This window comes from Alkalibacterium thalassium (assembly GCF_900101165.1).
Taxonomy (GTDB): Bacteria; Bacillota; Bacilli; order Lactobacillales; family Carnobacteriaceae_A; genus Alkalibacterium; species Alkalibacterium indicireducens.
The window spans coordinates 1-10,921 of the sequence record NZ_FNFK01000059.1; the positions used below are offsets into that span (position 1 = coordinate 1).

At 39.6% G+C, this 10,921-nt stretch carries 13 protein-coding genes and 3 pseudogenes; 4 read left to right on the top strand and 12 right to left on the bottom strand.

What is annotated here, in order from left to right; genetic code table 11:
* Positions 1 to 124: 124 nt before the first annotated feature.
* From BLR76_RS09745 to BLR76_RS09770, 6 genes are all read right to left on the bottom strand, one after another.
* The gene (locus tag BLR76_RS09745; protein WP_091268519.1) at positions 125 to 886 is read right to left on the bottom strand and encodes an LD-carboxypeptidase; all 762 of its coding nucleotides are present in this window, start codon (positions 884 to 886) and stop codon (positions 125 to 127) included.
* A gap of 68 nt (positions 887 to 954) precedes the next feature.
* Positions 955 to 1,137, bottom strand: a complete 183-nt coding sequence (locus BLR76_RS09750) for a hypothetical protein (protein WP_176759686.1) — start codon at positions 1,135 to 1,137, stop codon at positions 955 to 957.
* A gap of 285 nt (positions 1,138 to 1,422) precedes the next feature.
* Positions 1,423 to 2,130, bottom strand: a complete 708-nt coding sequence (locus BLR76_RS09755) for a YjjG family noncanonical pyrimidine nucleotidase (RefSeq protein WP_091268520.1) — start codon at positions 2,128 to 2,130, stop codon at positions 1,423 to 1,425.
* A 464-nt stretch (positions 2,131 to 2,594) separates the two neighbouring features.
* Positions 2,595 to 3,263, bottom strand: a complete 669-nt coding sequence (locus tag BLR76_RS09760) for a GNAT family N-acetyltransferase (RefSeq protein WP_091268522.1) — start codon at positions 3,261 to 3,263, stop codon at positions 2,595 to 2,597.
* Between the two features lie 486 nt (positions 3,264 to 3,749).
* Entirely contained in the window at positions 3,750 to 4,550 is an 801-nt protein-coding gene (locus tag BLR76_RS09765) for an SDR family NAD(P)-dependent oxidoreductase (RefSeq protein WP_091268523.1), read from the bottom strand.
* 92 nt (positions 4,551 to 4,642) lie between these two features.
* Positions 4,643 to 5,293: a YczE/YyaS/YitT family protein gene (locus BLR76_RS09770; protein ID WP_091268524.1), complete on the bottom strand. Its 651-nt coding sequence runs from the start codon at positions 5,291 to 5,293 to the stop codon at positions 4,643 to 4,645.
* Between the two features lie 403 nt (positions 5,294 to 5,696).
* Between BLR76_RS09770 and BLR76_RS09775 the strand changes: the two genes are divergently transcribed.
* Both BLR76_RS09775 and queF read left to right on the top strand, forming a co-directional pair.
* Entirely contained in the window at positions 5,697 to 6,197 is a 501-nt protein-coding gene (locus tag BLR76_RS09775; RefSeq protein ID WP_091268525.1) for a QueT transporter family protein, read from the top strand.
* Positions 6,197 to 6,694 carry a preQ(1) synthase gene (gene queF, locus BLR76_RS09780; protein WP_091268526.1) on the top strand — a complete coding sequence of 166 codons (498 nt, stop codon included), beginning with the start codon at positions 6,197 to 6,199 and terminating at the stop codon, positions 6,692 to 6,694. Before BLR76_RS09775 ends, queF begins: the two co-directional genes overlap by 1 nt.
* Positions 6,695 to 6,778: 84 nt before the next feature.
* Here the strand turns inward: queF and BLR76_RS09785 are convergent.
* Positions 6,779 to 7,216 (bottom strand): annotated as a pseudogene (locus BLR76_RS09785) (hypothetical protein); the annotation flags it as partial.
* Positions 7,217 to 7,592: 376 nt separating this feature from the next.
* Between BLR76_RS09785 and yghU the strand changes: the two are divergent.
* Together yghU and BLR76_RS09795 are read left to right on the top strand one after the other, a co-directional pair.
* Positions 7,593 to 8,375, top strand: coding sequence for a glutathione-dependent disulfide-bond oxidoreductase (yghU, locus tag BLR76_RS09790; RefSeq protein WP_091268529.1), 783 nt, complete (start codon positions 7,593 to 7,595; stop codon positions 8,373 to 8,375).
* A 26-nt stretch (positions 8,376 to 8,401) separates the two neighbouring features.
* Positions 8,402 to 8,623, top strand: a pseudogene (locus tag BLR76_RS09795) (family 1 glycosylhydrolase); the annotation flags it as partial.
* A gap of 127 nt (positions 8,624 to 8,750) precedes the next feature.
* Here BLR76_RS09795 and BLR76_RS11880 read toward each other — a convergent pair.
* The 5 genes and pseudogenes from BLR76_RS11880 to BLR76_RS11885 form a co-directional block, all read right to left on the bottom strand.
* Entirely contained in the window at positions 8,751 to 8,921 is a 171-nt protein-coding gene (locus tag BLR76_RS11880; RefSeq protein WP_176759685.1) for a hypothetical protein, read from the bottom strand.
* Positions 8,922 to 8,942: 21 nt separating this feature from the next.
* Positions 8,943 to 9,395 (bottom strand): hypothetical protein, encoded by a 453-nt coding sequence (locus BLR76_RS09800; RefSeq protein ID WP_091268530.1) that lies wholly within the window; start codon positions 9,393 to 9,395, stop codon positions 8,943 to 8,945.
* Positions 9,396 to 9,712: 317 nt separating this feature from the next.
* Positions 9,713 to 10,123: a hypothetical protein gene (locus BLR76_RS09805; protein ID WP_091268532.1), complete on the bottom strand. Its 411-nt coding sequence runs from the start codon at positions 10,121 to 10,123 to the stop codon at positions 9,713 to 9,715.
* A gap of 247 nt (positions 10,124 to 10,370) precedes the next feature.
* Positions 10,371 to 10,619 (bottom strand): hypothetical protein, encoded by a 249-nt coding sequence (locus BLR76_RS09810; protein WP_143009234.1) that lies wholly within the window; start codon positions 10,617 to 10,619, stop codon positions 10,371 to 10,373.
* A gap of 115 nt (positions 10,620 to 10,734) precedes the next feature.
* A pseudogene (locus BLR76_RS11885) lies at positions 10,735 to 10,921 on the bottom strand (IS4 family transposase); the annotation flags it as partial.

Here is a 10,921-nt window from a genome sequence, read left to right on the forward strand (position 1 = left end):
TCACTTCCTTTCTGTTGGTTACCACTGAATATAGTATACAACAAAAATGACAGATTAACCACTTCAAGCTATCGCTTGACCGACATTCATCTCCCACTTTCACTGGTGCTTCGCACCCATACGCTTAGAAGTGGGAGACTTCTTTCGGAATTACGTTAAATTTTTTTATGATTTCATCTTGCTCCTTGTAGCGCTCGCCTGTCAGACATTCAACTAAACTTTCAAGACAGCCTCCAAGCAGTTTCCCCGTGACATGGCCTTCTCCCTGAAGCACTTCAATCCCATTCTCTTCGATATGTGATTTGCGGTCTTTTCCTAAGGCTCCCTCTGAAAAATCAGTTCTCTCTTCGTACCACGTGTCGCTTGCTGGCACACCGTCAAGTTCATGGCCTGCAAACAATCCTTTTACAATAGTTTTCGTATAGGGGAGAAGTTCGCTGCCCAATTCTGCAAAATCATTCAAGAAATTCGGTCCGTAAAAAGAAGTCATACCTAAGCGATGAAACATCAGATGATTCACAGTGGTATCTGAGAAGCCTGTAAACAGTTTGGGCGAGGATTGAACATTTTCAATGAACTCATCGTCTTCCATCAGATAAGGAAGAAGGCGATACGTATCGTCTCCGCCAATTGCACAAATGATGCCTTTAACTGATGGATCCCTGAAAGCCTCTTTTAAATCCTCTGCTCGCCATTCAGGATATTTGTCCAGCGCATCCATTCCCTTGAGTGCATGAGGCATGAACACTGGGACAAGACCCAATTTTGTCAGCCGTTCAGACCCCAATTTTAACTGGTGCTCAGCAAAAGATTCTCCCAGAATCCCACTAGACAAACTTATAACAGCTACCTTGTCTCCCATTTTCAATCCTTTAGGCTTTTTCATATTGCCCAGACTCCTTTACAATTTAATTAAAGAAAAGCCCTGCACAGCCTAGCCATGCAGAGATCCTTTTATAGTTTAAACTGTTGATTATACAGACTGTAGTAAGGTCCTGTACTCTCGATCAGGGATTCATGTGTTCCTTCTTCAACAATCCGTCCATTTTCCAGGACGATAATGCGCTGTGCATTCCTGATCGTAGACAATCTGTGCGCAATGACCAGTGTGGTCCGTCCTTTTTCCAGTGTCTCCATTGATTCCTTGACGAAGTAGTCACTCTCATTATCAAGAGAGCTCGTGGCTTCATCCAGAATAAGAATCGGAGGGTTTTTAAGAAAGACTCGGGGGATGAGCCGTCTAGTTAAATCGTAGTAAGGTCCTCCCCTTCGTATCCTGCGGCGTTCATCTGAGTGTTTTGCATTGCGATTAATCCTTTCTTATGTAGTATTCTAATCATATCCTAATGAAACAAAACAGTAATACTGTGCTAATGGGAGATATTTTCATCATGCCTTAATCTAAAGAGACCCACTTTTCCCTTAAGCCGTTTTCTCCATTATTACCTTTTCCATTTCTTTAAATGATGAGACTTCATAATCGGGAATGATTTTTGTACTGTTTGTGAGTTGTAAAGGGTTATACCAAATATTAGTTAGACCGGCATTGAGAGCACCTTGAATGTCGGAGCGTAATGAATCTCCAATCATGATAGTTTGCTGTGGGGCTGCCTCTTTATTCTTTTCAAAGAGCCGAACGAAGAACTGTCGGTCTGGCTTAGCTACGCCAATTTCTTCTGAAATGACAACATCATCGAATAATGCTATCAGTCCAGTTCCCTTCAGTCTGTTCCACTGTGTACCAGCCGTTCCGTTAGTGCCGGCTATGAGTCTATAGTTCTGTGATTTCAATCGTACAAGCATCTCTTTAGCCCCTTTTAGCACATGGAAATTCTCGTTGAGATGACTACGGTAATCCTGCTCAAGTCGTTGTCCATCAGCCTCAAATTCAAAAACTTTGAATGTTTCAGAAAATCGGGTATTCAAAAGATCCTTGGATGACCCCCCATCTTCGATCTGTTTCCAGATTCCGCTGTTTACCCTTTTGAATGTTGAGAGCCATTCTTCATATTCAATATGGCCCGGTGAATAGGATGCAAAAACTTTACTCAGTCCAGACTGCTCTCCCTTTTTAAAATCCAGTATCGTATCGTCTAAATCGAAAATCAGTGTTTGTATCATTTTAATCATTGTACTCCTTGCTTTTTTATTTGTATTTTAAATTCTCGAACGTATCGTTTTCTATCTATATTTATCAGCCTGTCAGCTGCCTCACTTAAATGAATTGAAGTCAGACACTATTGAGAGTAGATGCTCCATATCTTCACTAGGGACAGATTCAGATAGTCAGGCAGCTGCAGAATCATGTCTTCTTTGTTTGCATAAGGTGGTCATGAATCTAATGGGAATGACCGCGAATGGGTCATATCTTGTACTTATGAGCCATTGAGGGGGAACTTAAGTCGACGAATGGCTCATAAATCTTTGTTATGCGCCATTCGATCTAAATTTAAAAGGACGAACGGGCCATATATACTTTTTATGAGCCATTCGGCCTCAATTCAAATGCCTTATTTACTCTAAGCAATTCAAAATGTGTATAATAATCAAGCCGGAACCTTGTTTCAAGGTTCTTCCTTCTATCCGACAGCCGACTAGAGCTTCAGCACATAAGTTCGTTCCACGAAGGATTCCTCTATGTCGAATAAATCAAGGTACTTTTTATCATACACCCAGTACCAGCCAGAGTCTGTCATGTATGGCATGTCCTTGCCGTCAGGTGTCTTTACAATAATTCTTTTACCGACAGGATTCGGTTCAAAGGACCCGATTCGCTCATCATTGTCTCTCAGCGTCCCTTTTACTCTATAGCTTTCTGTCAACAGCTCTGCACCTATTTTTTTATATAGGGCGTTTGCAGCTGGATCATCCCGAGTGAAAATAGTTAGATAGTCTATTCCCTTTTCTTTCAATTCATTCACTACTTCATCAATAAGGCTTTGAGCAATACCCATTTTCTGGTAATCAGGGTGAACAGCTATGATATCCATGTATGATCCCTTATCTAAATGAGGAACATAACGGTCGTACTGGCTGCGCTCGTCGTCGTAAATGCCTACATCCAGAATACCGATAACCTTATCCTCATTTGTTAAAGCAATACGTTCAATGGCTTCTGCATACCCATCTTCTTCAGTATATGTATCCTTCTCAGCTTCGATCTGGTCTTTGAACTGACTGTATAGATAGGATAATGCTTTGCATCTGATCCAGCTGTCTTCATACTGTGAATCGTACGGTTTAATCATATAGTCTGTTTTCATTTAATTCTTCTCCCCGTTCATACTACATTACCCATTGCCAAGACCAGTACGGCCCTAGTCAGGCTTTTATGTAATTCTGATTTATCTTCTGACTTACTCAGTATAACTGACCGAAATGCGTTTGACTATGTGAATCAGGAAAAGAAAAAAGACCTAAATTACAGGTCCTTCAATTTCTCCTCAAGTGAGTCAACTTCTATTTCAAGTTGTCTGATTTCTACTTCAGCGTAGGGGCCAGAGTCAAATTCTTCTTCCTTATTGTAATGTTCCTATGCTTCCTTCAATTCTTTCTTTTTTTCAGCCAGATCTGCTTCCACTTGTTTTTTATCCATGATAATCTCCTTTTTGTTTTTTAGTATAACAGATATTATTTTATCCACACAGACTTGCGCCTCGCCCGCTTATATGTTTTTCAAAGAGTCCTCTTTTACAAGAAAAAGCCCGCATCAACCAGATTAGTCCAGTCGATGCGAGTGAATAATTCATTTATCTCATCAGTGAGCCACCGGATATGATGACGGCTTCTCCGACAATATTTTCGGCTGCGTCAGTCAGCAGGAAGAGGATTGTATTGGCTACATCCTCTGGAGTTGAAATACGACCGGACGGCAAGCTTTCATTCTCGATCTTCAGTTGTTCTTCAAAACTGTTTCCGTGTCTTTCCCCTTTAGATTTAATGCCGTCTCTTCCCATTTTCGTATCGACGAATCCTGGACAGACTGCGTTCACACGAATATTATGCTCGATCGCTTCCAGTGCAAACGACTGGGTAAACCCATTAAGGGCAAACTTGGACCCGACATAGGCCGTTCCACCGACGGTTCCTCTCAAACCGGATAATGAAGAGACGTTAACTACAGCCCCTTCTTTATTTTTCTTCATCGAATCATATAAGCGCTGGGTCAGCAGAATCGGTACAGTGAAATTCAAATGCATTACGCGTTCCAGTTCTTCCTGAGTCAAGTCTTCAAGTACGCCTCCGCCTGTCATGCCGGCTGAAATAACCAGCAGAGAAACCGGACCAAACGCATTTTCCGCAGACTGCACCAGCTTTTCCCGATTCGATGCGTCTGCCAGATCTGCCCCAGCTACGTTAACCTTAGCATCTGGAAAATCGTTTAAAATCTCATCCTTCAGATCATTCAGAACGTCTTCTTTTCTGCCTGTGATCGTCACATCCGCACCCATAGAGGACAGACCTTTTGCAGTTTCATACCCAATCCCACCCGTTGCTCCGGTGACTAATGCATGCTTACCTTTAAAAACCTCTGTAGAAAAAATAGACATAACCATCCTTCTGTAATTGTGAAGTCTCGTCATGTCTATCTTAACTGATTTGATTTAATTATATAAATATAAAGCATTTAGAAATTATGTTTCTAAGCCATTTCTTCTACAATACCTTTTTTCATTAGCACGGGCTGGACTTTTCTAATGAAATAGCCCATCAGTGGACCGAAGAACAGCATCCCGATAATCGTTCCTTCTCTGACCGATGAACTTAATCCGAATGTGAATGTGAGTGCAATAGAAGCGATGATAAATATAATATCTACGAGCTGTCTGATGGCTGCAAACTTCATCGGAACAGCTCTCGTCAAAGCCAGACAGAAACTTTCAATAGGAAAGGTCACCAGGTTCAGTACCATGACCATACTCACCGAAAAAGTTGCCAGGACCAGTGCCAGAAAATACGTCCCCAGTGATGCAATGTAAGTGTCAAACTGGAGCGAAGCGAACAAGGAATAATAGAAATAATTGACCAGCATCCCGATCAGTATACTTAAGGGAATCTGGAGAAACCGGCTGAAGCCAAATTCTTTCTTCAAAATGATGAACTGACCTAGAACACAGAGCAGATTGAATACCATAGCGATTGTTCCAATACGAATCCCTGACAGAACGGACAGCGACTGAGTCATCGCATCAAAGGCTCCGACCCCGACCGAAGCTCTCAGCATTAAAGAGATTGCCAGGGCGACCGTTGCCGAAAAAAGTGAAAGTAGTGCGAAGCGTTTATAATTGACCATTTACTTGTCATCTCCAAATCATTTGAATCATTTTATTCAAGGGAGTGCCAGATAATTGAATATGTACACCCTTCCGTATTATGATACTTAACCTAAATTATACGACAATCATAATGTTTTACAACTATATTCCTCTATTTATTCTTTATTCATATTAACATCTATATCTTGTACCTGTTTAATTATCAGCTAGTATCTGATGTAAAAATATGGTATTCTACTATAAGCCAATTGAATAGACAGTTCGTGACCATCCTGTCGAAAAACAAAACTAGGGAACGGCAGCTGAAAACTGCCTTATTTTAACGTCCTAGCTAATTGACTAGAGACGTTTTTTTGTGCTGCCGGACTTATCTGGCCATTCAGATAACCGCGGGACACATTTTAATTGGAGGTGATTGATATGAAAGAGACTGCACTTAAATCCAACAAAACGCTTAAACTGACAATTTCTGCGCTGACGATCGCTTTATATGTTGTCGTCATGGCTACGACGTCCGCCTTTTCTTTTGGGGCGTATCAGATCAGAATCGCAACTAGTCTTTATGCTCTTTCTTATTTATTCCCTTTTCTTGTTTTTCCACTTGGTCTGGCTAACGCACTATCCAACTTCTTTTTCGGCGGCCTGGGACCGATCGATGTACTAGGCGGATTCATTATTGGTATTTCAGTATCAGGCGCCATCGCACTGATCAGACGGTTCAACTTGCCACGCTGGCTAGTGGCTCTCCCTATTATATTCATTATAGGATTTGGTGTTCCTGCTTATCTGACTATCCTTCTTGGTGTTCCTTACTGGGTACTGGTAGTGAACTTGCTGATTGGTCAACTTATCCCAGGTATTGCAGGGGTTATATTAACGCAAGCCCTTGAGAAACCACTTAAGAACAGAAAGGTGATTTAATGACTGGAAGAAATGAAAACGAACTGACGGGCCTCTCGCATTTGGGCAGCCAGCAAGTCAGTTACAGTATGGACTATGCACCAGAAGTCCTTGAAAGTTTTGACAACAAACACCCGGATAACGACTATTTTGTTAAATTCAACTGTCCGGAATTTACCAGCCTCTGTCCGATTACCGGCCAGCCTGATTTTGCGACAATCTATATTTCCTACGTCCCAGGTGAAAAAATGGTAGAAAGTAAATCTCTCAAACTTTACTTGTTCAGCTTCAGAAATCATGGGGACTTCCATGAAGACTGCATGAATATCATCATGAAAGACCTGATCAAACTGATGGATCCGAAATACATCGAAGTCTGGGGTAAATTTACTCCTAGAGGCGGCATTTCGATCGATCCTTACTGCAATTACGGTAAGCCCGGTACGCGCTGGGAAGACGTGGCATGGAACAGATTGGCTAACCATGATCTGTATCCAGAAACCATCGATAACAGATAGTTGACAGAGAAAAGACCCACTCACTAAGGCACTGATCAATCAATTGCCGTCACTTAGTGAGAAGGTCTTTTTTTATGACTCTCTTTATTTCCAGACACGCTCTTTAGCAAATACTTCCTGAACATAACCGATGATTGAAATCGGGCTCATCACGAGCTGGTAGAAAAGAACAAAAACAACAAATCCGAATCGATTGCTACGAATCCTCAGGTTGAGATCTTTAAAGACCCGGCGCTGGTAGACGAACAAGATATAATTCTGAAGCATGGCCAGTGGCAGGACGAGCAGTGTCATCGGCCCGATGATCCAGAAAATGCCAAACATAGCTAAAACAAGACCAGGTATCCAGGCAAAAGTGTAGGCTGTATCCAGAAACGGCATGAACAGATTGATACTTGTCAGAAAGCGGATATACCGGATAGGCTGCTGCCATGGTTTTACGGCTTTCAGCCCTTCGACCATGCCTCGAGCCCAGCGACTTTTCTGCCTGTAGAAGTGCTTGAACTGAATAGGCACTTCAGTAAAGGCAACGGCTTTAGGTTCTCAGAGGATCATTTTTCTAATGTTTTTCCCGACATAAAATCCAATCTAAAAAAGCCCGAAACTCCTAGCGCCACATGCCTCTCGCAGTCAATCGCAGTCAATCTCAAAAGAGAGATACTGATGCCCTAGCATTAGTGACATGCCAGGTCTTAAGTTATCAAACATATAAGTTGTCATATCATTTAAGTGCTAATTTTTCTCGAGTGGTACTGTCTCAAAAACTGTTTCGAGTCTAAATTGGATGGTGTTTTTCATCTTTTAAGTCCTTTCTTCTTTAATAATCCGAATCTTGATTTCTTGTTAAAAACAGGAAATGCAGTATACTAATTATATAATAATTGAAGGAGCGGATACTATGTCAGAATACGATGTTCCAAAAGTTTGGGAATGGAATAAAGATGAAAAGAATCAGTTCGGGAATCAGCCGGTCGCAGGAAGTCGCTTTGAACAGACACTTCCCGTCGGAGAGGCACCCTTACAAGTTTACTCATTGGGCACACCTAACGGACAGAAAGTTGCGATCATGCTGGAAGAACTGAAAGATGCCGGTGCTCAAGGTGCCGATTATGACCTATACTTAATTAATATTGGTGAAGGTGATCAGTTCGGAAGTGACTTTGTCGCAATCAATCCCAATTCCAAAATACCAGCCATGATGGATTACTCTTTGGATAAGCCCCTGCGTGTGTTTGAGTCTGTCAATATCCTATTATATCTTGCGGAAAAATTCGGGCAGTTCATACCAGATGATCTGGCAGAAAAAACAGAACTGATGAACTGGCTGTTCTGGCAGACGGGTGCAGCACCTTATGTCGGCGGTGGATTCGGACATTTCTATCACTACGCGCCAACCAAGCAGGAGTATCCAATCAACCGCTTTACGATGGAAACCAAACGTCAGCTTGACTTGCTCGACAGACATTTGGCTGATAAGGATTACATCAATGGGGACACCTATTCCATTGCAGATATGGCAATTTGGCCTTGGTATGGCCGTCTGGTTCAGGGCAAACTGTATGGTAATGCGGCAGAATTCCTTAAAGCAGATAACTACACTCACTTGAAAGAATGGGCAGATCGCATTGACGAACGCCCCGCTGTTAAACGGGCACTCGAACTGGAATACAAACAAATTTAATAAGTTAACTATTTGTTTTATAACATGGGGTAGATGTTTTTGGCTATACTGCCTGGGGCTGTATAGATTTAGTCAGTGCAGCCTCTGCCCAAATAGACAAACGCTATGGATTCATTTATGTCGATCGACAGCCTGACGGAAGTGGAACATTAGAAAGAACTCCAAAGAAATCTTTTGAATGGTATAAAGAAGTTATTAAATCAAATGGATCATCATTACGACGAAATAAGGTTGTTGCTTCACAATAATTTATTCAATCATAAAAACAACTATGGTGTTAGCTCATATAGGAGACTAACACCATGGTTGTTTTTTTAACAAGTACTTTTTTGAAATATATAAACTCGAAGGGTCGATTAAACACTTTGAATTTAATCAGTTCAATCCCACTGACCCTTCCGTCTCATAAGAGATCAGACGGTTCAGTTCAACGGCGTATTCCATTGGTAGTTCTTTAATAAATGGTTCAACAAATCCCATGACGATCTTTTCTTTTAAGATTTCCTGGTTAGATATCCACTGTCTGCCTCTAATGAGTAAACGCATATTTCTTGTCTAACGTTTTATTTATTGATGTAGCAGCGATTTGTTTTGTTTCTTATATGTCTTAAACAAATAGACTAGACCAAGTAATCCATTCAATACCAAAGAAAAAGCCAATGGTGTAGTTATTTCTATAATATGAAAGGGGAATAAAACGGATAGTCCCCATGTAAATAAAATAAATACTGCATTGATAAATAAGTACTCAAGAAAGTACTTACCATGATTATTGGATTTATAAACAAATACAATAAAAGCCACAATAGCAATAAGTACTACTCCTTGACCTAATGTAGCTCTAATACTATTAATGGTTTGCATATTCATAGCGGTCTCTTCACTTATCGTAGAAGAGACGCCATATGTCTCAATATATCTTGCTCTCCTAAATAAATAGTCTAGTTCTAGGAGTAGTAAAGTTATATTTAAGAAAAACACACTTAGACAAAAGCTGTATTTTCTAAGTTTAGTTCCCATAAGTTAAACCCCTTTTTACTGTTTTAAATTTAAATGGTTGATTTATGTAAATCCTTGGTGGCTTATTATTATCCTGAATAATTCGTACATTTTCTTTGAACTGTCTGATATGGTAAGGGTGTTTAAACTAGCACTTAGAAAGAAGTTATTCTCATGACTAGCTTAAATAAAAATTAAGTGAACTTCAATACAAACCTGACTATTTCTCATACAGATGCTTCTCTATCAAGTGACTGTATGAGAAATAATTGATAAATACCATTGGATTTAAAAATCTAACTAGTTTAAAATTTACTCAATTAAGTACTATAACTTATTCAAAATTTATGGGAGTAGTAATCTAAAATTGGGATGTCATTCTCAATAAGGTAATTTCCTATTCCACATTCTATATCTCCTCTAACATATCCTTCTGGAATAGATTTTAACGGAAATACTAGTACAAACTCTTCATCCCATTGTTGTCCAACAGAATGCACTATAATTCCTGAGGTATTAAAGCGCCAGTAACCTTTGCTATCTAAAGAATCATAATCAGTACTATTTGGAATGTCAAAATTTATATCATTACTTACTCCTAAAACTCCTAATACACCTTCTTGAGTAAATTTCATCCAAACTATATCATTAACGGAAACTAAGTTATATTTCTCTTTTATATCCTTATAAAAATCTCTATCAATTGGCTTCTCATTCAATTTATATATAGGATTTTGTACCTGGGGCATACCTAACTTTTTTAAAAAATCGTTGGCATGTTCTATAATTAAATCTTTATATGACTTCTCAGTATTTGGTTTTTTAAGTAATTCTTTATGAAATTCGAGCTGTTCTTAAGCCCTATTAAGCCGATATTCATTATTTCCGTGTATAGAAGACTTTCTTCCCATTAAATTTTGATCATAAAGGCATTTCAATACTGTTCTATCAGTCATTATATTAACCTCATCTTTTCATTATCTATATCAAAATCAATTAGCTTTCCAACGCTTCAATATTAATAAATCCATCTTCACTAAACACTTTTTTTGCTCTATTTGCGATAATTTTCGTAGTACTATAATCGAATACTGATCCAAATCCTGCACCTAAAATAGGAATTGCTTTGCCCATATTAAATATTCCTTTAGTTCCCCCCTTAGTAATAAATCGGAAACCTAACTTTTTCACTAGTGTTGCATAAAACTTAGAATAAATGATTTCATACATTGTTACTTTCATCACAAGTAGTTTTCGTTAAAATTTCCAAAAAAGTCAAGTGCTGGCGCAAGGGATGACTTTTTCCAGAAATTTTTAGGGTTATTCAGTTGTGGATTAGTCCATTTGTACTCTCTTTCACTTAACCAGGGGCGAACGATTCTTTGAAATACGCAAACGGTTCATACTGTAACGCTCTGATTTGTCTCAAAATAGTGAAGAGGCTTGATTTCAAGCGTAATTCCAGTTTCATCAGTAACGTCAGTAAGTAGACAATCATCGCAAGAATCACTTGATTCTCCACGCCTTGTTCAGACTGTGAATAGTAC

Excerpts from the sequence above, each read along its gene's own strand:
- BLR76_RS09745 (WP_091268519.1), bottom strand. The coding sequence starts at position 886 with ATGAAAAAGCCTAAAGGATTGAAAATGGGAGACAAGGTAGCTGTTATA.
- BLR76_RS09750 (WP_176759686.1), bottom strand. The coding sequence starts at position 1,137 with ATGGAGACACTGGAAAAAGGACGGACCACACTGGTCATTGCGCACAGA.
- BLR76_RS09755 (WP_091268520.1), bottom strand. The coding sequence starts at position 2,130 with ATGATTAAAATGATACAAACACTGATTTTCGATTTAGACGATACGATA.
- BLR76_RS09760 (WP_091268522.1), bottom strand. The coding sequence starts at position 3,263 with ATGAAAACAGACTATATGATTAAACCGTACGATTCACAGTATGAAGAC.
- BLR76_RS09765 (WP_091268523.1), bottom strand. The coding sequence starts at position 4,550 with ATGTCTATTTTTTCTACAGAGGTTTTTAAAGGTAAGCATGCATTAGTC.
- BLR76_RS09770 (WP_091268524.1), bottom strand. The coding sequence starts at position 5,293 with ATGGTCAATTATAAACGCTTCGCACTACTTTCACTTTTTTCGGCAACG.
- BLR76_RS09775 (WP_091268525.1), top strand. The coding sequence starts at position 5,697 with ATGAAAGAGACTGCACTTAAATCCAACAAAACGCTTAAACTGACAATT.
- queF (WP_091268526.1), top strand. The coding sequence starts at position 6,197 with ATGACTGGAAGAAATGAAAACGAACTGACGGGCCTCTCGCATTTGGGC.
- yghU (WP_091268529.1), top strand. The coding sequence starts at position 7,593 with ATGTCAGAATACGATGTTCCAAAAGTTTGGGAATGGAATAAAGATGAA.
- BLR76_RS11880 (WP_176759685.1), bottom strand. The coding sequence starts at position 8,921 with ATGCGTTTACTCATTAGAGGCAGACAGTGGATATCTAACCAGGAAATC.
- BLR76_RS09800 (WP_091268530.1), bottom strand. The coding sequence starts at position 9,395 with ATGGGAACTAAACTTAGAAAATACAGCTTTTGTCTAAGTGTGTTTTTC.
- BLR76_RS09805 (WP_091268532.1), bottom strand. The coding sequence starts at position 10,123 with ATGCCCCAGGTACAAAATCCTATATATAAATTGAATGAGAAGCCAATT.